The sequence below is a fragment of the Paraburkholderia phytofirmans PsJN genome (assembly GCF_000020125.1).
GTDB lineage: Bacteria > Pseudomonadota > Gammaproteobacteria > Burkholderiales > Burkholderiaceae > Paraburkholderia > Paraburkholderia phytofirmans.
In genome coordinates, this window is the sequence record NC_010676.1 from 1,354,943 (window position 1) to 1,377,846 (window position 22,904).

Annotated in this window: 18 protein-coding genes; 8 read left to right on the forward strand and 10 right to left on the reverse strand. The window is 63.4% G+C overall.

The window, feature by feature from the left end:
* Positions 1 to 33: 33 nt before the first annotated feature.
* A complete protein-coding gene (locus tag BPHYT_RS25770; RefSeq protein WP_012427053.1) occupies positions 34 to 486 on the reverse strand; it encodes a hypothetical protein in 453 nt (150 codons plus the stop codon).
* Entirely contained in the window at positions 483 to 884 is a 402-nt protein-coding gene (locus tag BPHYT_RS25775; RefSeq protein WP_012427054.1) for a hypothetical protein, read from the reverse strand. The genes BPHYT_RS25770 and BPHYT_RS25775 overlap by 4 nt, the downstream gene beginning before the upstream one ends.
* A 461-nt stretch (positions 885 to 1,345) precedes the next feature.
* Here BPHYT_RS25775 and BPHYT_RS25780 point away from each other — a divergent pair, with 461 nt between their 5' ends.
* Positions 1,346 to 2,071, forward strand: coding sequence for a DeoR/GlpR family DNA-binding transcription regulator (locus tag BPHYT_RS25780; protein WP_012427056.1), 726 nt, complete (start codon positions 1,346 to 1,348; stop codon positions 2,069 to 2,071).
* Between the two features lie 65 nt (positions 2,072 to 2,136).
* On the opposite strand, the gene BPHYT_RS25785 is transcribed toward BPHYT_RS25780, so the two are convergent.
* The 7 genes from BPHYT_RS25785 to deoC all read right to left on the reverse strand — a co-directional run bounded on the left by BPHYT_RS25785 (position 2,137) and on the right by deoC (position 11,644).
* Positions 2,137 to 3,195, reverse strand: a complete 1,059-nt coding sequence (locus BPHYT_RS25785; protein WP_012427057.1) for an ABC transporter permease — start codon at positions 3,193 to 3,195, stop codon at positions 2,137 to 2,139.
* 15 nt (positions 3,196 to 3,210) lie between these two features.
* Entirely contained in the window at positions 3,211 to 4,782 is a 1,572-nt protein-coding gene (locus tag BPHYT_RS25790) for a sugar ABC transporter ATP-binding protein (protein ID WP_012427058.1), read from the reverse strand.
* A gap of 77 nt (positions 4,783 to 4,859) precedes the next feature.
* Entirely contained in the window at positions 4,860 to 5,864 is a 1,005-nt protein-coding gene (locus BPHYT_RS25795) for an autoinducer 2 ABC transporter substrate-binding protein (RefSeq protein ID WP_012427059.1), read from the reverse strand.
* A 95-nt stretch (positions 5,865 to 5,959) separates the two neighbouring features.
* Positions 5,960 to 7,018, reverse strand: a complete 1,059-nt coding sequence (locus tag BPHYT_RS25800) for an ABC transporter permease (protein ID WP_012427060.1) — start codon at positions 7,016 to 7,018, stop codon at positions 5,960 to 5,962.
* A gap of 39 nt (positions 7,019 to 7,057) precedes the next feature.
* Positions 7,058 to 8,044 carry a ribokinase gene (gene rbsK / locus BPHYT_RS25805; RefSeq protein WP_012427061.1) on the reverse strand — a complete coding sequence of 329 codons (987 nt, stop codon included), beginning with the start codon at positions 8,042 to 8,044 and terminating at the stop codon, positions 7,058 to 7,060.
* Between the two features lie 182 nt (positions 8,045 to 8,226).
* Positions 8,227 to 10,617: an aldehyde dehydrogenase family protein gene (locus tag BPHYT_RS25810; RefSeq protein WP_041759141.1), complete on the reverse strand. Its 2,391-nt coding sequence runs from the start codon at positions 10,615 to 10,617 to the stop codon at positions 8,227 to 8,229.
* A 16-nt stretch (positions 10,618 to 10,633) separates the two neighbouring features.
* Positions 10,634 to 11,644, reverse strand: a complete 1,011-nt coding sequence (gene deoC, locus BPHYT_RS25815; RefSeq protein ID WP_012427063.1) for a deoxyribose-phosphate aldolase — start codon at positions 11,642 to 11,644, stop codon at positions 10,634 to 10,636.
* 252 nt (positions 11,645 to 11,896) lie between these two features.
* Between deoC and BPHYT_RS25820 the strand changes: the two genes are divergently transcribed.
* The 4 genes from BPHYT_RS25820 to BPHYT_RS38790 all read left to right on the forward strand — a co-directional run bounded on the left by BPHYT_RS25820 (position 11,897) and on the right by BPHYT_RS38790 (position 16,031).
* Entirely contained in the window at positions 11,897 to 13,519 is a 1,623-nt protein-coding gene (locus BPHYT_RS25820) for a sugar ABC transporter ATP-binding protein (RefSeq protein WP_012427064.1), read from the forward strand.
* Positions 13,516 to 14,517 (forward strand): ABC transporter permease, encoded by a 1,002-nt coding sequence (locus tag BPHYT_RS25825; protein ID WP_012427065.1) that lies wholly within the window; start codon positions 13,516 to 13,518, stop codon positions 14,515 to 14,517. Before BPHYT_RS25820 ends, BPHYT_RS25825 begins: the two co-directional genes overlap by 4 nt.
* A gap of 67 nt (positions 14,518 to 14,584) precedes the next feature.
* A complete protein-coding gene (locus BPHYT_RS25830; RefSeq protein WP_012427066.1) occupies positions 14,585 to 15,730 on the forward strand; it encodes a substrate-binding domain-containing protein in 1,146 nt (381 codons plus the stop codon).
* 130 nt (positions 15,731 to 15,860) lie between these two features.
* On the forward strand, positions 15,861 to 16,031 hold the full coding sequence (locus BPHYT_RS38790) for a hypothetical protein (protein ID WP_012427067.1): 171 nt from the start codon (positions 15,861 to 15,863) through the stop codon (positions 16,029 to 16,031).
* A gap of 132 nt (positions 16,032 to 16,163) precedes the next feature.
* Here BPHYT_RS38790 and BPHYT_RS25835 read toward each other — a convergent pair whose 3' ends face one another.
* The gene (locus BPHYT_RS25835; RefSeq protein ID WP_012427068.1) at positions 16,164 to 16,451 is read right to left on the reverse strand and encodes a DUF4148 domain-containing protein; all 288 of its coding nucleotides are present in this window, start codon (positions 16,449 to 16,451) and stop codon (positions 16,164 to 16,166) included.
* A 270-nt stretch (positions 16,452 to 16,721) separates the two neighbouring features.
* Between BPHYT_RS25835 and BPHYT_RS25840 the strand changes: the two genes are divergently transcribed.
* The 3 genes from BPHYT_RS25840 to BPHYT_RS25850 are packed head-to-tail and all read left to right on the forward strand — an operon-like array spanning position 16,722 to position 22,877.
* Positions 16,722 to 19,976 (forward strand): efflux RND transporter permease subunit, encoded by a 3,255-nt coding sequence (locus BPHYT_RS25840; protein WP_012427069.1) that lies wholly within the window; start codon positions 16,722 to 16,724, stop codon positions 19,974 to 19,976.
* Between the two features lie 18 nt (positions 19,977 to 19,994).
* Positions 19,995 to 21,362 carry an efflux RND transporter periplasmic adaptor subunit gene (locus BPHYT_RS25845; protein WP_012427070.1) on the forward strand — a complete coding sequence of 456 codons (1,368 nt, stop codon included), beginning with the start codon at positions 19,995 to 19,997 and terminating at the stop codon, positions 21,360 to 21,362.
* A gap of 27 nt (positions 21,363 to 21,389) precedes the next feature.
* The gene (locus BPHYT_RS25850; RefSeq protein WP_012427071.1) at positions 21,390 to 22,877 is read left to right on the forward strand and encodes an efflux transporter outer membrane subunit; all 1,488 of its coding nucleotides are present in this window, start codon (positions 21,390 to 21,392) and stop codon (positions 22,875 to 22,877) included.
* Positions 22,878 to 22,904: the final 27 nt, after the last annotated feature.

The following is a 22,904-nucleotide window of genomic DNA, read 5'->3' on the forward strand; positions in this document are numbered from 1 at the left end:
AGTTGATGATGCAGCGCACTCTCGCAAGCTACCTCAAGGCGTGCAGTTCGAGCCCAGCCTCACCTTGCGCTTATCCAGTTGCAAACGGTTGCCTCTCAGTTTGACCTTGCCGGAAAACGAATCGCTTTTCCACTGGATCTTGCAGGTCGACACATCGATCGCATAGACCACCTGCTCGCTGCCGGAATACGTGGAGACGAGAAGCTGCTTGCCGTTCGTATAAAGCGGCCGCTCGACGATGCTGACGTTCGGGTCTACCGAACACGATGCGCCACCCGCACGGCTCAACGTGACCGGACCGAGCCAGGCCGTCGGACTATCGGTGCCGTCGCTTTGACCCAGATCGATGGACAGGTCGCCAACGCTCACCTTGCCCGTGCCGGGATTCACTTCGCTGTAATGACACGGCTGCGCGTTAGCAACCGGCGCCGCAATCAACAGGCCGGCAACGGCCATGACCGCTCGCGTGATAAGACTCTGCTTCATGGTTTGATAGCGTAATACTGGACGTTCGCGAGATCCGCATGCGTCCAGGAAAAGTTAATGGCGGTGTTTTTCCGCCCGACGCCGCCATATCGGCCCCAATACGCGAGCGGATAAGGTTTCGATTGGCCCAGCATGATAATCACGACATGGCCGTGATGTGTCGCCTTCAATCCGGCAACCACCAGATAACCGAGCCCGGCATAAGCGACGGCCTTATCGGCATCCGAGCCGAGTTGAGTCCACGGTGCACGGCCGATCTTGTCGATAATGCGATTCGCATCACCAGTCAGCGTTATATCGAGGTCCGCCGCAACGGCCTTCAGGAAGCCGCTGCAATCGGCTTTCCACTGTGTCCAGTGGTTCTCACACAGGGTTTTGATGTTTTGTCCGCCAGCCATTATCGTGATCCGTTTTGCATGTGACGTTGTCAGTTTTTCTCCGGCCACAAAAAACCGTGACGTAAGCGTTCGGATTATAACGATGCTTACAGAATGTAAATGAATGAATGCCGTAATGCGATGCGGATTAAAAATTGATGCATCAATTCTGAATGCAATCGTGCTCTGTGGTGATCCAGGCGGCTTACCAATAAATGCCTCGCTTCATTTAACAAATTGGCGCAATGAGATTCAGTAGTTGTGCGGCTTGCGTCAGACAAGAGAGCTGTATCCGTCGATTGACGTCGATTGACTTCGGCAACATCCCGAGTATGGCAGCGCCGAAATAACGAAAACGCATGCCCCCAATCCTCCCAAACAACCGATATCCCGCTCGCCGTGCGCACCGCCTCTTGTTATAATTCTTTCACCAAATCGAACAAAACATAACGCCCCTCCACACACTGCGCGACAGGAGCTCCATGCTGAAACCCGACCGCCTCCGCGCCCTAGCCGATGCACTGGGCCGGCAAAACGTCATGCGCCTGCGCGACGCCGCCGGCCTGCTGGGCGTTTCGGAAATGACTGTGCGGCGCGACATCGCAGGCAGTCCCGAGCGATTCACTTATCTCGGCGGCTATATCGTCAGCGCGACCGACGTCCCCAATAACGCCGGCTACTCGCTCGAAGAAGAGAAAGACCACTTCGCGCAGGCCAAGGCCGAGGCGTCGGCGATCGCGGCGGGACTCATCGGCAACAACGAGACGCTGTTCATCGACTGCGGCACGACGCTCACCACACTGGCCAGGCTGATTCCGGTCGAGCGGCATGTCACGGTGGTGTGCTATTCGCTGAACGTCGCGGAGATTTTGCGGCGCAAACCCAATGTGCGAATGATTCTGCTGGGCGGCGTTTATGTGCCTTCATCAGATTCGTTCGCGGGCGAGGAAAGTCTGGAGATGTTGCGCCGCATGGGCATCAACAAGGCGTTCATTTCAGCCGGCGGCGTGGACGCGGCGCGCGGCGTGACGTGCTGGAATTTTCATGAGGTCGCGCTCAAACAGGCGGCCATGGCGAGCGCGGTCGAGCGGCATCTGGTGGTGGACCAGAGCAAGTTCGGCATGGTGAAAGCCGTGCGTTTCTCGCAAGTGGACGACTTCGACTCCATCATCACCGAGAAAGGCCAGGAGCATCGCAAGCGCCGTTAGGCGCGCTTGTTCACCTCTGCATTGTGCGGCCCCAGCGAGCAACGCGGAGGCCGCAGCTTCAATCTTCAGTTCTTGCGCTGCAAGGCGAACAGCGTCCCGGCGATCAGAATGAACGCGCCGATAATCACCTTCTGCCACGTACTCGGCACGCCCACCAGAATCAGCACGCTATTGATCAGCGTGACCAGCACCACGCCGAGCAACGTGCCGGCCACCGTCCCCGTGCCGCCCGTAATGCGCGCACCACCCAGAATCACAGCGGCGATCACATCGAGTTCCGTGCCCACCAGGTCGAACGGATTGGCGAGCCGGTTGTTCGACACGTGCAGAATGCCCGCGATGCCGGCCAGCATGCCGGTATAGCCGAACACGAACAGATGGATCGCGCGCAGGTTGTAGCCGAGCCGCTCGGCAATCGCGAGACTGCCGCCCATTGCATAGACGCCGCGTCCCATCATCGTGCGATTCAGCAGCCACCACGTCACCACCGCGGCCGCCACCAAGGCCACCACAGAAACCGGCAGCACGGCGCGCAAGCCGTCAGCGGTGTGATAGAAAAACAGCGGAATGCGGCCGAAACGATCCATGCTGTGCGGAATGTTCATGAAGAACGTCGTGCCGATAAACGTCAGCAGCAGTCCGCGATACAGATACTGCGTGCCGATCGTGACGATCAGCGAAGGCGCCTTCAGCCGATGCACCAGCAGTCCGTTCACAATCCCAAGCACGACGCCGCCGAGCGCGCCCGTGATCAGGATCAGCGCGAACGGCGCATCCGGCCACCACGCGAACACGGCCTTGGTGATGCCATACATCGTCAGCGCGGCAATGGCCGTGAAGGACACGTCGATCCCGCCGGAGGCCAGCACGACGAGCGTGCCTAGCGCGAACAGCGACATGGTGGTCGCGGAATGCAACAGGTCGAACAGCGTCGCCAGTTGAAAGAAACGCGGATTGATCGCACCGACAATCAGGCACGTCACCGCGATCAATGCCAAGGTGAACCATTCGGGATTGCGCGCGAGCTTGGTCCGCAAGCTCGGCGGCTTGACCTCGGGGGCGACTTCGACGACGGTCGGGGTGGTCATGGTCTGGTTCAGGCGCGAATCGATGCGCGAGTTCATAAATGGGAACGTCCTTTATGCGGCTTCCGAAAGCAGCGCGTGATACAGATCGGCTTCGCTCAACGTGTCGGCCTGGTATTCGCTGGCCACACGCCCTTTCTTCATCATCAGGATACGGTCGCAGTTCTGTAGCAATTCGGGCAAGTCGTCGCTGATCAGAATGATGCCGATGCCGCGTTGCGAGAGGCGCTGCATGATGCGGTAAATGATGTCCTTCGAGCCGACGTCGACGCCGACCGTCGGTCCATGCAAAATCAGCACGCGCGGGTCGATGGCTAGCCAGCGGCCGATCAGCACGCGCTGCTGGTTGCCGCCCGACAGCGATTGCACCGGCTTGTCGACACCCGGCGTGGCGATCTGCAGATCCTTCACCGTCTGCTCCGCAAGCGCCTGCGCGCGGACGCGGTCGATCTGGCCGAAGCGGTCGCGCAAGCTGGAGATCATCGCGGTGATCACGTTGTCGCGAATCGGCTTGTCGAGAAAAAGCCCTTCGTTCAGGCGGTCTTCCGGCACATAGCCGATGCGGTGATTCTTCGCGTCCGAGGGCGTGCGCAGTGAAATCGACTTGCCGTCGAGCCTCACTTGCCCGGATTGCGCGGGCGCCACGCCCGCGAGCGCGCGCGCGAGTTCGTTGCGTCCCGAGTCGAGCAAACCGGTAATGCCGAGTATCTCGCCGCCGTGCAGCCCGAACGACACGTCGCTAAACTGGCCGGCGCGCGTATAACCGCGCACCTCAAGCACGATGTTCGGCTCGTGTGCGCCTTCGCGATAGCGCTCATTCGAAAGATGCCGCCCTGTCATCAGCTCGCTGATCTGCGCCTTGGTGAATTGCGCGATCGGTCCTTGCGCCATTTTCTGCCCATCGCGCAGCACGATCACTTCGCCGCCGATCGCATAGCATTCGTCGAGCTTGTGGCTGACGAACAGCACGGTAACGCCCTGCGCGCGCAGATTCGCTAACACCGCAATCAGATTGTCGACTTCCTTCTGCGTGAGCGACGTGGTGGGTTCGTCCATGATGACGAACTTCGCCTCGCTCGCGATCGCGCGAGCAATTGCCACGAGTTGCCGCGTGGCGAGCGGCAATTGTTCGATCAGCGTGGCCTGAAACTCCGCGTTGCCGGGCAGGCCGACCGCTTCGAGCGCGCGTGCGGCCGTGCGCGCCAGTTCGCGCCGGTCGAAGGTACGGGCCAGCTTGCCTTGATGCGTGGCAAGTTCCGACGTGAGCGCGACATTTTCGGCCACGTTCATATTGGGCAGCAGCGAGAGATCCTGGTAGACAGTCTCGATGCCAGCGGCGAGCGATTCGAGCGCGGAGAGCCGCGCATGCCGCACGCCTTCGATCACGAGCTCGCCTTCGTCGGGCGGCTGCGCGCCGGAAATGATCTTGATGAGCGTGCTCTTGCCGCAACCGTTTTCGCCGAGCAGGTGATAGATCTGACCGCGCTCGAACGACAGGCTCACGCCGCGCAGCGCATGCACGCCGGTGAAGCGCTTGTGCACGCCGACAACCTGCAAAAACGGCTGCGACGCTTCAGGCTGCGCTGACTGCCGTGGTGACTGCGGTGAGGTTGCGTCTTGATTCATTTTAGCGAGTCACAGGTTGAGGCGTCCCCTTTCGAGGACGCCATGACACATGAAACAAAAACCGGAAGCGGCAAAGTTCAGAACGGATACTGCTTATAGTTCGACTTGTCGACGTTCACCCAGCCCTGCCCGCGCACGATGATGCCCTTGCCCGGACCTTTGGCGACCGTCACCTTCGTGTAGCCCGGAATGCCGAGGTCCGCGCCGTTTTCGACCGTCTTGCCGTCCACCAGCATCTGCGCGACCTTGTTCATCGCGATGCCCGCGAGCTTCGGATCCCAGAACGCGATGCCGTTGATCGCGCCGCTTTCGAGGAACTTGCCGGCTTCTGTCGGCAGACCCGTGCCGTAGACGCAGATCTTGCCCTGCATGCCGGCCTCTTCCACCGCGCGGCCAATGCCGATCACGTCGAGCGACGACGAGCCCTGGAAGCCCTTCAGGTCCGGATGCTTGCGCAGCACTTCCTTCGCGACTTCATAGGCGCGCTCGCCGTCGTTGTTGGTTTCGAGCTTCGGCTCGACGAGGTTCATCTTCGGATACTTGGCCTTGGCGTTGCCGATACCGCCGTCCGCCCATTGCACCTGCGAGCGGCTGCCGAGCGAGCCGACCAGCACGGCCCACTTGCCGTCGTCGTGCATGCACGAAGCGAGCCGCTCGTTCAGACCGGCGCCGTAAGCGGTGTTGTCGAACGCCTCGATGTCGACCATCGTGTTCTTCGCGTTGTCGGCTTCATGCGTGACCACCTTGATGCCGCGATCCATCGCCTTCTTCAGCGCGGGTTCGAGCGTCGGCGGATCGTAGGGGACCACGGCGATGGCCGTGACCTTCTTGGCGATCAGGTCTTCGATGATCTTCAGTTGCTGCGCCGCGTCCGCACGGCCGGGGCCGGTCTGATACGCGTTGATGTTGGGGTTGTCCTTGGCGAACTGCTTGACGCCGTCGTCCATGCGGTTGAACCAGTTGATGCCAGTCACCTTGACGACCGTGACGATCGTTTCGTTCGTGGCAGCCTGCGCGGCAGCGATCACGCCTACCGTCAGCGCACCTGCCGCTAGCGCGGCACCCAGTCGAGTCAATTTCATGCAATGTCTCCTTTATCGTTCGATGTCGCCCACTTCACCGTCACGGACAGCCTGGGCTCGCTGTCCGCCGCGTACTGAAACTCTATGCAACGCCTCTAACTTTTTGGCGTTGAACTAGCTGGACTCGCCGCATTCGAAGCGCCTGCCCCGCCGCCGAAGCCGAAGATCGCGCGCACCCGTTCGCCGCCCGCAAACGCCAGCGACAGCAGCAACAGAAAGCCCCACGCGCAGTCGCCGAAAAACTGCGACACGCCCATCAGATTGAACAGGCTGGAGAGAAACTGCAGCACCGTCGCGGCGAAGAACACGCAGATGATGCGGCCATGACCGCCGGCGGGATTCACGCCGCCCATCACAGCGATCAGGATCGCGATCAGCAGATAGGAATTGCCATAGTCCCACTTCGCGCTGGACGTATGCGTCACGCTGATCAGCCCGGCCAGCGACGCGAGCACGCCGCACATCGCATAGGTGGTGATGAGCATGCGGGCGCGCGGAATGCCGGCATAAAAAGCCGCCTTCGGATTCGTGCCCATCAGATAGAGACGCAAGCCGAACGGACTGCGTTTGAGCAGCCAGCCGAGCACGATCACCGCCGCGATAAAGATGCAGAACGCGATCGGCACCTGAAACACCGTGCCGTTGCCGATATTCGACAACGGGTCCACGTAATCGACATGCACCGACGCGCCGTTGCTGAGCACCACCGCAAAGCCGGTGAACAGCAACTGCGTGCCGAGCGTGCAGAGAATCGGCGTGAGTCTGAGGCGCGCAATCACCACGCCGTTCAGCAGTCCGCCGAGCAAACCCATCGTCACTACGATCACGCAAAAGAGCGACGTATAAAGCGCGGGCGAGTCGTCTCCATTGACGAAGCGCGGCACGATCAGCGCGGCTACCATGCCCGACAAATTGGCAAGCCCGACGCCCGAGAGATCGATGCCGCCGTTGCCCGACACCATCGAGAGCATGATGCCGAGCGCGAGCAGGCCGAGTTCGGGCAACTGGCCGCCCATCGACTGCAGATTGTCGATGTCGACGAATTGGCCGCGCGAGAGCCACGTCGCGACCAGCACGACGAGCACGTTGACGATCAGCAGAAAATTCAGTTGCCGGTCGCCGAACAGTTTTCCAGCGGTGAACGCAGACTTCATGGTGACGACACGCTCCTTCGGGCTTCGCAAACGGTCAGTTCAGGATGGCTGGGATACGCCGGCCGCCTGGTTTGGCTGGCTCGGCTGGTTCAGCACTTGGTTCACTTCGTCGAGCGTCGGCATGGAAGGCGCCGTGCCCGGACGCGTCACGGAAATACCGGCGAGCGCGCAACCGAAACGCAACGCGGTGATCGCATCGTCGCCCCGTGCGAGCGCTGCCGCGAAGCCGCCCGTGAAGCCGTCGCCGGCGCCGGCGGTTTCCACCACGCGGCCGCAGTGATACGCGGGCACGAGTAGCGATTGATTCGCCGAGTGCAGCAGCGCGCCGCCCTCGCCCAGCGTGATGATCGCCGTGCCGACGCCTTTGGCGAGCAATACGTCGGCGGCGCGGCGGGCGTCGTCGGCGTTAGCGATCGGCACGCCGGTCAAAGCAGTCGCTTCGGTTTCATTCGGGGTGATGTAGTCGCACAAGGGGAAGATGGCGTCGTCGAGCGGCATGGCGGGCGCCGGATTGAACACGGTGATCACGCCGTGCTTGCGCGCCACTTCCAGCCCGCGGCGCGCAGCTGCGAGCGGCTGTTCGAGTTGCGTGACGAACACGCGGGCGGCGGCGATGTCCGCTTCGATCGCGTCGACGTCGGCGGCTTCCATCGTGCCGGCCGCGCCGGATGCAACGATGATCGCGTTCATGCCGGTGTTGTCGTCGACGAAGATGTGCGCAGCGCCCGTCGACACGCCGTCGATTACCGACGCGCGCGCCGTGATGCCTTCAGCGGCCCACGTGGCGCGTGCAATGGAGCCGAATGCGTCGTTGCCGATGCGGGTGCAGAACACCACGTCCGCGCCGACTCGCGCGGCCGCGACCGCCTGATTCGAGCCCTTGCCGCCCGGCCCCATGGCGAACGCCGTGCCCGCGATGGTCTCGCCGATCTGCGGCATGCGTCCCGCGCGAAACGTCAGATCGGTCACATAGATGCCGAGAATGACGACGCGTCCCTTTCCGTTTAATTGCGCAGGCGTGTTCATGCGTGTTCCCCTTTTGGCGGGGCAGCCTGATTCAAGGGACGTTGAGTCGATGCTTCACATGCGTACAACACCGCTGTCTGCAACGGCAAATCCAGATTCTTCAGCACGTTGTCTCCTCCATTTTCTGGTTGGCGTGCGTGTCTTTACTTTAAGACGTTCGGTACGGCTGCCGGATAGGCCGGTCAATCTCCGTACGGTATCCAGATGTTCTTCACCTGCACCGCCTGACGTAGGAACGGCCGGCCTTCGCTGGCACGGTCGAACCAGTCGAACTGGCGGCCGTAATCGACAAACGTTCGCTTCAGGTTGCCGACCGATTCGCGCTCGACCAGCGTCGAATCCGCCGCGCTGCCGAAGCACCAGACCGCGTCGACGTCGTCGTGTTTGACGAGCGCGGGCAGCAACGCGCCGCGTTCACCGGTGACGATGTTCAGCACGCCGCCGGGCACATCGGACGTCTCGGCCACCTGATAGAAGTCGGTGACCGTGAGCGGCGACGCTTCGCTCGGCAGCACCACCACGCGATTGCCCATCGCCAGCGCGGGCGCCGCCAGCGAAACGAAACCGAGCAGCGGCGCTTCATCCGGACAGGCGATGCCGATCACACCGAGCGGCTCATGCATGGCCAGCGCGACACCCCGCAACGGCGGCGTATGGACGGCGCCGTCGAACTTGTCGGCCCATGCTGCGTACGTGAAAAGACGCTGCACGGAGGCATCCACTTCGGCACGCGCCGCGGCTTCGGTCGCACCGTTTCGCACGACGAGCTGGCGCACGAACTCATCCGCGCGCACGGCAAGGTTTTCCGCCAGATAGAACAGCACTTGCGCGCGGTTATGCGTGCTCGCCTGCGACCATTTCTGCGCCGCGCGTGCCGCTTCGACCGCGTTGCGGATGTCCTTGCGATTGCCCGCGGCGACTTCGCCGACGGGTGTGCCGTCCGGCGCAAGAACCGGCAGTGAATAGCCGCTGTCAGGACGCGCCTGCTTGCCGCCAATAAACAGTTTCGCGGTGCGATCGATCGAGGTGACGTTCGACAACGGATCGAGCGCGGCCGCGTCGCGCACGACGTCTTGCGCCGCCCGACGCTCCGCAAGCTTGAGCCACGCCCGGGGTTTCAGATATTCGTAGATGCCCTCACGCCCGCCTTCGCGGCCATAGCCCGATTCGCGGTAACCGCCGAAGCCGACCGCCGCGTCGAACAGATTCGTCGCGTTGATCCAGACGACGCCGCTCGCGAGGCGCGGCGCAACATCGAGCGCGCGGCCGATGGTTTCGCTCCACACGCTCGCGGCGAGTCCATAACGCGAGTTGTTGGCGAGCGCGATCGCTTCGTCGGGCGTGCGGAAGCTCATCGTCACCAGCACCGGGCCGAAGATTTCTTCCTGCGCCAGCGTGGAAGCCGGTGCTACGCCGGTGACGAGCGTCGGCGGGAAAAAGCAGCCGCCGGACGGGATCGTCGTATCAGGCGACTGCCACACCGAGCAACCTTCACGCCGGCCGGTTTCCACCAGTGATTGAATACGTTCGAGCTGCACCGGATCGACAATCGCGCCGAGGTCGATGCTCTTGTCGAGCGACGTGCCCACGCGCAGCGTCTCCATGCGCCGTTTCAGCTTGGCGATGAACCGCGCTTCGATGCCTTCCTGCACGAGCAGCCGCGAGCCCGCGCAGCAGACTTGCCCCTGGTTGAACCAGATTGCGTCGACCACGCCTTCGACTGCGCCATCCAGGTCCGCGTCGTCGAACACGATGAAGGGTGATTTGCCGCCGAGTTCCAGCGTCAGCGACTTGCCAGAACCAGCCGTGGCCGAACGGATCAGCCGGCCTACTTCGGTCGAGCCGGTAAAGGCGATCTTGTCGACTTGCGGATGTTCGACCAAAGCCGCGCCGGTGCGCCCGTCGCCGGTCACGACGTTGAGCACGCCGGCCGGCAAGCCCGCGCGATGCGCAAGTTCGGCGAACAGCAACGCGGTGAGCGGCGTGTATTCAGCGGGCTTCAACACGACGCAGTTACCCGTGGCAATCGCCGGCGCGATCTTCCACGCGAGCATCAACAGCGGGAAATTCCACGGCACGATCTGACCGACCACGCCAAGCGGCGCGTAATCCGCGAACTCGCTCTCCTGCAACTGCGCCCACCCTGCGTGATGCAGAAAGTGACGCGCGACGAGCGGCACGTCGATATCGCGTGTTTCGCGAATCGGCTTGCCGTTGTCGAGCGCTTCGAGCACCGCGAACAGCCGGCTATGACGCTGCACCATGCGGGCAAGCGCATACAGATGCCGCGCCCGTCCGGCGCCGCCCAACGCGAGCCAGCCCGGTTGCGCGGCGCGCGCGGCAGCCACGGCGGCGTCGATATCGGCCGCATCGCCTTGAGCGACCTGTGCGAGTTGCTCGCCCGTCGCGGGCGCGTTCGAAGCGAAACGCTCACCCGCCGCCGGCGCATGCCACGCACCGCCGATGAAATGCCCGAAGCCATCTTCATGCTGCGCCAGCCAGGCGCGCGCGGGTTGATCGTCCTCGGGTGCGGGACCGTACTCCATCGATGAAAAATACTCGGCTACGCTCATGGGATCGGTCTTCTGTTCAGGCTACGGGGTGACGGTTGAAAGCGGAGTAACGGCCGCTCACGTAATGTTCGAGCTGGCGTTCGATATCGGCCAGCAGGCTCGACGCGCCGATCCGGAACAGCTCCGGTTCGAGCCACGCACGGCCGAGTTCTTCTTTCATCAGGATCTGATACGACAGCACGGACTTCGCAGTCGACACGCCGCCCGCCGGCTTGAAGCCGATCAGCACGCCGGTGCGTTCCTGGTATTCGCGGATCATGCGCACCATCACGAGCGACACGTCGAGCGTCGCGTTCACGCCTTCCTTGCCGGTGGATGTCTTGATGAAGTCGGCGCCGGCCATCATGCAGACCATCGACGCGCGCGCCACGTTCGAGAGCGTGCGAATGTCGCCGGTGGCAAGAATGGTTTTCAGATGCGCCGGGCCGCAGGCCGCGCGGAAGTCGCGCACTTCGTCGTAGAGCGCCTGCCAGTTGCCGGTCAGCACATATTCACGTGTGACGACGATATCGATTTCCTGCGCGCCGTCCGCGACCGAGGCTTCGATCTCTTTCAGCTTCAGCGGATGCGGAATCAGGCCCGCAGGAAAACCCGTAGAAACCGCGGCAACCGGAATGCCGCTGCCGTGCAGCGCATCGACCGCCGCCGCGACGAAGCGGTGATACACGCATACCGCGCCCGTCGTGATGCCTTGCGGCGCGAGCCCGAGCGCTTCGAGCAGATCGGCGCGTACCGGCTGCCGCGCCTTCGCGCACAGCCGCCGCACGCGGCCTTCGGTGTCGTCGCCGTTGAGCGTGGTGAGGTCGATGCAGGTGACGGCTTTGAGCAGCCAGGCCGCCTGCGCATCTTTCTTGACGCTGCGGCGCGTGCCGAGCGTGGCCGTGCGTCGCTCGACCGCCGACTGGTTGACGCGCAGGCCGTCGAGCCAGGAGGCGTCGAACGGCATGCCGGGATTGCGCTCGGGATGAACGATCGGTGTGCCGCGCAGCGCGACGACCGATGAAGACTGCAATGGGGCTTCTGGCATAAGACATCCGAAAATATGATGCGACGCACAACAACCGCCGACAATTTGTTCGCACTTATGCTACAACGATTGATAGAATCATAACAAGCTTTGCGAGCAATCGTTACATCATCAAGCGATTGAACCCGGTGAATGCCCGTGAATGTTATTGACGCACCATATTCATGATGCGAAGATCACAACACGGTTTTCGGCCGGATAGCGTTATACAAAGAAAAGAATTTCGTCGCGTGGACGAAGGAGACATGCCAGATGAGTGAGCCGGTTGCGGTCGCGGCCGCGTCATCGCCTCAGGTTCCATTGATCCGTGTTGCGGGCGTCACCAAGCGATTTGGCGGCGTGCACGCGCTGCGCGGCGTCAACCTCGAAGTGTTGCCCGGCGAAGTCCACGCATTGCTCGGCGAAAACGGCGCGGGCAAATCCACGCTGATCAAGATCCTGAGCGGCGTGCATGCTTACGACGACGGCGTCATCGAAATCGCCGGCCAGAAGGTCGCGTTCGACTCCCCCGCTCAATCGCGCGACGCGGGTGTCGCCGTGGTCTACCAGGATTTGAGTCTCGTCGAATCGCTCTCGGTCGGCGCCAATCTCATGTTGGGACGCGAGCCGCGCACGCGTCTGGGCTTCGTGAAGAACCGTCAGCTCATGGCCACGGTCGGCGAGTTCCTGCGCTCGCACGGCATTCCACTCGATCCGAAAGCACCGGTCGGCTCGCTGCCCTTCGCTTACCGCCAGATGACCGAGATTTGCAAGGCGCTGATGGGCGAAGTGCGCGTGCTGATCCTCGATGAACCCACTTCCGCATTGACCGGCGGCGAAGAGCAGATTCTGTTCGACGCGATTCGCGCGGTCACGGCGCGCGGCGTCGGCGTGATCTATGTGACGCATCGCTTGAACGAGGTGTTCAGGATTTCGCAGCGCGTGACCGTGTTCCGCGATGGTGCGAACGCCGGCACATTCCAGACGGCGCAAACGGATATGAAGCAACTGGTGGCGGCGATCGTTGGTCCCGCTCATGCCGCGTTGCAGGCGCGGCAGAAAACGGCGGTGGGCGATGGAGCCGCAGTGGTGACCACTACTGCAAGCGCGTTGCCGGTAGCTGAACAAGCGTCCAACACCGACGCCGCGCCCGTACTCAAGTTATCGAACGTCAGCAACGACCGCCTGCATCACATCGACCTCGTGGTTCGGCGCGGCGAAGTCCACGGACTCGCGGGATTGATCGGCAGCGGACGCACCGAGATTCTGCAAACCGTCTTTGGCCTGCGATCCGTCGACGCCGGCAGCATCGAACTGGACGGTCGGACGCGCTCACGCATCACACCCGCCGAGGCGATCCAGCTCGGCGTGGCGCTGGTGCCGGAGGATCGTCATTTGGAAGGGCTCGTGCTCGATCATTCGATCGAACGCAATCTGACGCTGCCGCGCTTGCCGCATTTTTCCCGCTGGGGATGGCTGCGTAGTCAGGCCGCCGTTCAGCAGGCGAAGCGCTCCATGAAAGAGCTGGCCGTGAAAGCACCCAACTCATCGACCGCGGTCAAGTTCTTATCCGGTGGCAATCAGCAGAAAGTGGTCTTCGCGAAGTGGAATCATCCGCGCCCCAAACTGCTCATGCTCGACGAACCGACGGTCGGCGTGGATGTCGGCGCGCGCGAGGAAATCTACGGCGTGGTGAACGACGCCGCGCAAGCCGGCACCGGCGTGCTCGTCGTCTCGTCGGACCTCGATGAACTCCTGCGCCTGTGCGACCGCATTTCGATTGTCGCGGACGGCTGCATTGTCAACACCGTCGAGCGCGCGGAACTCGCCAATGCCGAAGCGCTGCATCACCTGATCCAACTTTCCCGTTCTTCCCTCGAGGCGTTAGCAACATGAATGAATCTGTCTCGCCGCTAACGGCCGAACGGCAGGCATCGCCGCTGCAGAAAAGCCGTATGCGGCGCATCGCGCAAGCCCTGCTGCAAGGCGACCGGCCTTATGCGCTGTACGCCGCGTTCGCGATTCTGCTGGTGGTGTTCAGCTTCGCGTCGCCGTGGTTCCTGTCCATCGACAACTTCCTGAATATCGGCCGGCAAACCGCGCTCGTCTCGATCATCGCGATCGGCATGACCTTCGTGATCATCGCGCGGCAGATCGATCTTTCCGTGGGGTCGACGCTGGCGCTCTCGGGCATGTCCGCGGCGCTCGCCATGGCGTATGTGGGCAACAACTGGGTGATCGGCGCAATTGCCGGCATCGGCACCGGCGCGATTGTCGGCGCGATCAATGGGATCGTGACCACGCGCGTGAACATTCCTTCGTTTCTCGTTACGCTCGGCACACTGAGCGCGGCCCGCGGACTCGCGCTGATGGTCACGACCACCAAGCCCGTGATCATCGATAACGACTCGTTCATCTCGATCTTCGGCGAAGGCGATATTTTCGGCGTGCCGGTGCCGATCATCTGGACGCTGCTCGCCGTGATCGCCGGCATTCTGCTCTTGCACTACAGCGTGTTCGGCCGGCAGATCTACGCGGCCGGCGGCAATCCGACCGCCGCGCTCTATTCGGGCATCAACACGCGGCGCGTCACCACCCTCGCCTTCATTCTCACGGGCATGCTGGCCGGACTCGCCGCGCTCGTGCTTTCGGCGCGCTCGCACGCGGCCCGGCCCGACGTCGTGCAAGGCATGGAGCTGGATGTGATCGCATCGGTCACGCTCGGCGGCTGCAGTCTGTTCGGCGGACGCGGCTTCGTGCTGGGGACGCTGCTCGGCAGTCTGATCATCGGCACGCTCAATAACGGGCTGGTGCTGCTCGGCGTGAGTTCGTCGCTGCAACTGGTGATCAAAGGCGTGATCATCGTCGCGGCGGTTGCGTTTACGAGGAAGTAGGCAGGAAACAAGGCAGTTCGGACGTGAAGACGCGAAGCACAGACATGAAGACCAACGGAGGAGAAACATGAAACAACGTCGTGGTTCAAGAGTAGCGTTAGCCAGTGTCGTGGCGGTCGCCGCCGTCGCCTGTCTGGCTTCCTCGGGTGCTTACGCGCAATGCGTGACCGGCATTCCCGCAGGCTCGATCGGCCCAAAGGGTATCGTCGGGCAAGGACCGAACGGCGAAAAAGCCGCCTCGGTGGATGCCGTGAAACTGACCGACGCCGACATCGCCAAGATCAAGGCCGGCAAGTTCAAGGTCGGCATTTCGATGCAGACCATGAATCTCGACTGGTCGCAACTTCAGGTGGCGGGCATCACCGATACGCTGAAGAAGTACGGCGTGGAAGTGATCGGCACGGCATCGGCGGAGTATCAGGTCGACAAGCAGATCGCCGATATCGAGAACACGATCCAGCGCCACCCGAACGGCATCATCTCCATTCCGGTCGACGGCACGGCGACGGCCGCCACCTACAAGAAAGTGTCCGCGGCCGGCATCAAGCTCGTGTTCATGGACAACGTGCCGACCGGCCTGAAGCATCCGCAGGAATACTCGGCGATGATCTCGGCGGACAGCGAAGGCAACGGCCAGATCGCGGCGAAAGTGCTCGCCTCGTGCGTGCCGCAAGGCGCGACGGTCGGGCTCGTGAATTTCGGCGTGGATTACTTCAGCACGACGGAGCGCACTAAGGCCGTCAACGACTGGCTGAAGAAGAATCGTCCGGATATCAAGATCAAGCAGGTCGCCTTCACGGACCCGTCTAAAGTCGGTCAGATCGCGGGCGACTTTCTCACTGGGAATCCGGACGTGAAGGGTCTCTTCGCCGTGTGGGATCAACCGGCGCTGGACACGCTCACATCGATGCGCGCGCAGGGCGTGACGATTCCCATGACGACGGTCGATCTGGGCCTGCAGTCCGCAATCGAAATCGCCAAGGGCGGACCGCTGAAGGCGACCGGTTCGCAGCGTCCGTACGATCAGGGCGTCGCGGAGGCCATGGCGATGATGAAGGCGCTGATCGGCCAGACGCCGCCGGCGTGGATCGGCGTGCAATCATTGCCGGTGGTTCAGTCGAACGTGCTCGAATCCTATAAGACGGTGTTTAAAAAAGACCCGCCGCCGCAACTGGCGGATGCGTGCAAGAAGGCCGCGCCGGCCTGCGGTTGAGGCGCACGAACCGCGCTTCGTCATCCCACTTCTCTCCTTCCGCTTCCGGACGCCGGCGCAACGAGCCGGCGTCAGGCGCGAATCCTGCTACTCGACAGACCTACTACATCGATTCGAACGAGGAGAAAAGATGACCCTGCTTATTTACCTGGTTGGCTGGATCATTCTGATCGGCGGCGTGTCATGGGGATTGATGGCCATGCATGTCGCGCAACATACGATCGCCATCGTGGCGGTTATTCTGCTCGGCGTTGCCGTCATTACCGGCGCGACGCGGGCACGCAGCCGCGACCGGTCATAGCGTCGGCAAGCGTTCGCCCGCCGGGAGCAGCCTGGCCGATACGATGCTGAATTGGCGGCTCACGCCTCCCGGCGACCATCGACGGATGGCGGCCGGTCTGCTCGATGAACCGGATGGCCGGACCGCCGCGCCTCAATTCGAGGTTGACTCCGCGTTCGCTGCCGGCGCCTGCGCTGTGCGAACCGCAGCAGCGTTATCCGTGCGGTGCTCGATCGCATAAAGCTCCCGGTTTCGCGCGACTTCGGCGTCTGTCAGCGGATAGTCGTCGTCGTTTGACGGCACCAGCCCTTCGGCCTGGGCCTGCTGCAACTGCGCCATCACATCGGCGCGCGTCAGACCTGGGGTGCTGGTTTGCGCAAAGGCATGCGCTCCGAATGCCAGGCTGAGCGCGGTGACGGCAACAGCGTTAAGCAATTTCATGATGTCTCTCCGGGTAGGGCAAGCAATGACTGGGTTGCAACACGCCTCCCATTCTTGTCATTTCCCCTGTCCGGGCACTGACCTTCAGATTACCGTTTTGTTATCTGCGCCGGCCGGTTGAATCAGCCTCCACATAACAGAACGGTAATCTAATCGACGGCAGCCCGTCAGCGCCCCCACGCCACACTCCTGACTCACGAAGCCCGCGTCACGCGCCTCGCAGCACTGCAGCGGCGCGTGCCTCCATCGGCCTTTTTTCAGGAACCCGTCATGTGGATCGTCAGGCTGGCGCTGCGCCGCCCTTATACCTTCGTGGTACTCGCCGTGCTGATCTTTATCGTCGGCCCGCTCGCGATACTGCGCACGCCGACCGATATCTTCCCGAACATCGATATCCCGGTGGTCAGCATCGTCTGGAGCTATAACGGCTTCTCGGCTCAAGACATGGCCAGTCGGATCACGTCGAACTACGAGCGTGCGCTGACTTCGGATGTGGACGATATCGAGCACATCGAGTCGCAATCGCTGAACGGCGTCTCGGTAGTGAAGATATTTTTTCATCCGGGTGCGGACATCAATCGCGCGATTGCCGAGGCGGCGTCCAATTCGGCGTCGATCCTGCGTGTGCTGCCGCCCGGCACATTGCCGCCGAACATCATTACGTATAACGCTTCCACGGTGCCGATCCTGCAACTCGGACTCTCGAGCGACACGCTCTCCGAACAGCAACTCTACGACCTCGGCAACAGCCAGATCCGCACGCAACTGGCGACAGTGCAAGGCGCGTCGGTGCCGCTGCCGTTCGGCGGCAAGGTCCGGCAGATCATGGTGGATATCGACCCGCGCGCATTGCAGGCCAAGGGACTCGCCCCGCTCGACGTGGTCAACGCCGTCAACGCGCAGAACCTGATTCTGCCGGGCGGCACGGCGAAGATCGGCACGAAGGAATACAACGTGCAGATGAACGGCAGCACCGACACGGTGGCCGCGCTCAACGATCTGCCGATCAAGACCGTGGCCGGCGGCGTGGTGTACGTGCGCGACGTCGCTCACGTACGCGACGGCTACGCGCCGCAGACCAACATCGTGCGCAGCGACGGCAAACGCGCCGCGCTCCTGACCATCGAAAAATCCGGCAGCACCTCGACGCTGACCATCATCCAGCAGGTCAAGGCGATGCTGCCGCATATCGCGGCCGGCCTGCCGAGCGCGCTGCATATCACCGCTCTGTCCGACCAATCCGTGTTCGTGAAATCGGCCGTGGTGGGCGTGGCGCGCGAGGCGCTGATCGCCGCCGCCCTCACCGCCGTGATGATCCTGCTGTTTCTCGGCAGCTGGCGCGCCACGCTGATCATCGCGGTGTCGATTCCGCTCGCCGTACTGACCTCGCTAATCGCACTGTCCGCGCTCGGCCAGACCATCAACATCATGACGCTCGGCGGGCTTGCGCTCGCGGTGGGAATTCTCGTCGACGATGCCACCGTCGCCATCGAAAACATCACGCATCACCTGGAGAACGGCGAAGCCTTGCAGGACGCCATCCTGAACGGCTCCGGCGAAATCGCCGTGCCGACCTTCGTCTCGACACTGTCGATCTGTATCGTGTTCGTGCCGATGTTCCTGCTCTCCGGCGTCGCGCGCTATCTGTTCGTGCCGCTCGCCGAAGCGGTGGTATTCGCGATGATCGCGTCGTACTTCTTCTCGCGCACGCTGGTACCGACGCTTGCGATGTATCTGATGCGCGCGCGCAGCAATGCGGTCGCCACCGGCAGCGGTCCGATTGCGCGCCTGATCCGTTTTCAGGCCGGCTTCGAGCAGCGCTTCGAACGGCTGCGCGAACGCTATCGCGGTGTGCTCGGCGCGGCGATAGCGAGCCCGAAGCGCTTCATCGCGATCTTCCTCGTGCTTTGCCTCGGCTCGCTCGCGCTCGTGCCGTTCACCGGCCGCGATTTCTTCCCGGCTGTGGATACCGGCGAGATCCGCCTGCATCTGCGCGCGCCGACCGGCACGCGCATCGAAGACACCGCGAGCATTACCGACCAGGTCGAAGCCCGCGTGCGCGACGTGATTCCGAAGCAGGAACTCGCGGCGGTGCTGGACAACATCGGCGTGCCAGTGAGCGGCATCAATCTGACCTACGACTCGTCGGACCCGATCGGCCCCGAAGATGCCGACGTGATGATCACGCTGGCGCCGAAACACAAGCCGACCGCGCAATACGTGGCGACGCTGCGCAACACACTGACCAAGGACTTCCCCGGCGTCACGTTCGCCTTCCTGCCGGCCGATATCGTCAGCCAGATTCTCAACTTCGGGCTGCCCGCGCCGATCGATATCCAGATCGTCGGCAACAAGCTCGACGCCAACCGCGCGGTGGCGAACCGCTTGCTCGCGCAACTGCGCGGCGTGCGCGGCCTCGTCGATGCGCGCATTCAACAGCCCGGCGACTCGCCCGCGATCAACGTCAACGTCGACCGCACCCGGGCGATTCAGGCAGGTCTGTTGCAACGCGACGTATCGCAGAATCTGCTGATCGCGCTCTCCGGCAGTTCGCAGACCACGCCGAATTTCTGGCTCGATCCGCGCAACGGCGTGAGCTATCCGCTGGTGGCGATGATGCCGCAGTACGACGTCAACTCGCTGCAGGCGCTGGCCAATATTCCGGTGGCGGCGAACGGCGATGCGGCGACGGTGGCAGCGGCCGCGGGCATGGCCTCGTTCCCGGCGAACGGCACCGGACCCGCGCCGCAAAATCTGCTCGGCGCATTGAGCACGCTGACGCGCGGCACGCAGCAAGCTGTCGTCTCGCACTACAACGTGCAGCCGGTCCTCGATATCTTCGCATCGGCGCAAGGGCGGGACCTCGGCGGCGTGGCGGCGGACGTCAACCGGCTGGTCGAGCAGATCCGGCCGCAATTGCCGCCGGGCGCGTCCATCGTCGTACGCGGCCAGGTGCAGGCCATGCACGATTCGTTCAGCGGCCTCGCGAGCGGTCTCGTGTTCGCCATCGGCCTCGTCTATCTGCTGATGGTGGTCAACTTCCAGTCGTGGCTCGACCCGTTCATCACGATCAGCGGCTTGCCGGGTTCGCTCGCCGGCATTGCGTGGATGCTGTTCAGCACGGGCACTCGTCTGAGCGTGCCAGCACTCACCGGCACCATTCTGTGCATCGGCATCGCCACGGCCAACAGCATCCTGGTCGTCAACACCGCGCGTGAACTTCACCACGGCGGCAAGCCGCCGTTGCAGGCCGCGCTCGAAGCCGGCTTCAGCCGCTTCCGTCCGGTGCTGATGACCGCCCTCGCCATGCTGATCGGCATGCTGCCGATGGCGCTCGGCCTCGGCGACGGCGGCGAACAGAACGCGCCGCTTGGCCGCGCCGTGATCGGCGGCCTCGCGCTCGGCACGGTGTCGACCTTGCTGTTCGTTCCGGTCGTCTACGGGATGGTGCATGCGTGGCTCGACAAACGCCGCGCGGCACGCAGCGAAAAGCACGAATCCTCAGTCACCGCCCGCACTCTTTGATTTCGACGAGACCTTTTTATGAACGATTCATCACTTCCGCCGGAGTTGGGTGGGCAGGCCGAACAGGCAGCCAACGCTGCTGAAACTCGCGCGCCAGGCGCCGCTCATGCCGCTGACCCCGCGTCGGCAGCTTCGCCCGCTCAAGATTCAGAACGCGGCGCGCCCGAGCATGCCACCGCGTCCGCTGAATCCACGCATGACAAACCGGCCGAAGACGCCGTGTCGAACCGCGAGACGAACGCCGAACCGCGCCGCCGCCTCTGGCCGTTCGCGCTGAGCGGACTTGCAGCGGTCCTGCTGATCGTCGGCATCGTGCCGCGCCTGCATGCGAGCGCCGCGCTGACAGAGCAGACACAAGCGCAAAGCATGCTCAGCGTGTCGGTGGTCGCGCCGCACGCTGCGCCGGCGGTCAACGAACTGCTGCTGCCCGGTTCCGTCACGCCGTTCGCCGAAGCCTCCATCTATACGCGCACCACCGGCTACCTTGCACACTGGAACACCGACATCGGCGCGCAGGTGAAAAGCGGCCAGGTGCTCGCGACGATCGAAGCCCCGGATCTGGACGCGCAGCTGCGCCAGGCCCGCGCCGACGAAGCCACCGCGCAAGCCAATTTCGACTACGCGAAGACCACCGCGCAGCGCTGGCAGGACATGCTCAAGACCCAATCCGTCGCGCAGCAGGACGCCGACACCAAGGTCAGCGACATGGAAGCGCGCCGCGCCATGCTGGCGTCGGCGCAGGCCAATGTCGCGCATCTCGCCGAACTCGTCTCGTACGAAAAGATCACCGCGCCGTTCGACGGCGTGATCACCGCGCGCAACGTCGACGTCGGCGCGTTGGTGACGGCCGGCGGCACGCCTGGCGCCGCGGGCATGTCGGGCGAGCTGTTTCATATCCAGCAGAACGGCGTGCTGCGCGTGTTCGTCGATGTGCCGCAGAACGACGCGCCGTACGTCACGCCGGCCACGGGCGTGTATCTGACCGCCCAGCAGTATCCGGGCCGCCGCATCGCGGCAAAGGTGGCGCGCAGCACCGGTTCGATCGATCCGTCGAGCCGCACCTTGCGCGTCGAGGTCGACGTCGACAACAAGGACGGCGCGCTGTTGCCCGGCGCTTACACGCAGGTGCATCTGCAACTGCAATCGGTCACGCCGGCGCTCGATCTGCCGGTCAGCGCGCTGCTGTTCAGGCCGGACGGCGTGACGGTCGCCGTGGTCGACAGCAACGGCCGGGCGCTGCTCAAGACCGTACAGATCGGCCGCGATTTCGGCACGCACGTGGAAATCACGACCGGACTCGCTGCCTCGGACCGCGTGATCGACAACCCCGGCGATTCGATCTCCACCGGCCAGATGGTTCAGATCATGCCGGCCATGCACGGCTGAGTGCTTCGTCAGATAAAGGATTTGCCGATGATCAACCTGCCTCTTCCCCGGTCTTTGCCGCGCCGCGCGCTGGCGGCCACGCTGATCGGCGCGCTGCTCAGCGCGTGCTCGACCCTGCCTGCGTATCAACGCCCAAGCGCCGACATTCCGGCGCAGTACGCGGGCGCCGTGCATACGGGCGCCGTGCAAGCGAGCGACACACCAGGCTGGGCGCAAGCCGCGCCGGCCGACTCGACGCCGCGCGGTCCCTGGTGGACGATCTTCAACGATCCCGTGCTGAACGAACTGGAGGCGCGCATCGACGTGTCGAACCAGACCGTGCGCAAGGCCGTCGCGCAGGTTCAGCAGGCACGCTCGATGGTGGACTATCAGCGCGCCGGCTTCTTCCCGACCATCACCGCCGGTGTCGCGCAGGACCGCTACCGGACCTCGCAGAACGTGGAAGGGAAATCGCTCGCGGGCAAGACGGTGCCGGACTATTCGGCGGGCGTGTCGGCGAGTTGGGAGCCGGATCTGTTCGGGCGCGTGCGCGACAGCGTGACCGGCGCTCAGGCCGACGCTCAGGCGAGCGAGGCCGACCTCGAAGGCGTGCGCCTGTCGATGAGCGCGGACCTCGCCGCCGACTACTTCTCGCTGCGCTCGCTCGACACGCAGAAGAAGCTGCTCGACGACAGCGTGAACGCCTACGCCGCCGCGTTGAAGCTGTTGCAGCAGCAGCTGAGCAACGGTGCGATCGATGCCTCCGCCGTCGCTCAGGCTACGACGCAACTCGAAGCGACGCGCACCCAGGACACCGACATCGACGTGACGCGCGCGCAGCTGCAGCACGCAATCGCGACGCTGATCGGCGAACCGGCATCGACCTTTACGCTTCCGCCGAACGGTACGGCCGTGACGCCGCCGGCAATTCCGATTGGTGTGCCGTCGCAACTGCTGGAGCGGCGCCCCGATATCGCCGCCGCCGAACGGCGCGTGGCTTCCGCGAATGCGCAGATCGGCGTGGCGCATGCAGCGTTTTTTCCGGATCTCGTGTTGTCCGCGAGCGCGGGTCTCGAAAGCACGTTTTTCGCGCCATGGCTGAGCGCGCCGAGTCTGTTCTGGTCGCTCGGTCCGCAACTGGCCGGCACGCTGTTCGACGGCGGCAAGCGCAAAGCGACCCTGCACGGCGCCACCGCGCAATACGACGGCGCCGTCGCGGATTATCGACAGTCGGTGCTGGTGGCGTTCCAGCAGGTCGAGGACAACCTGTCCGCCCTGCACTCCCTCGCCGACGAAGCCGCCAGCCAGCAGCGCGCCACCACGGCCGCGGACCTGTCGTTGCGGCTCACGACGAATCGCTTCAACGCAGGCGCGGTCAGCTATCTCGACGTGGTGACCGCGCAGACGATTGCGCTGACGAACCAGCGTATCGCGGATCAGATCGCCGCGCGGCAATTGGAGTCGAGTGTGTTGTTGCTGAAGGCGTTGGGTGGGACTTGGGGTGCGGAAGGCGAGGGAGCGGCGGGAGCTATTTAAGCGGAGTTTCAGCGAAACTTGGCGGGG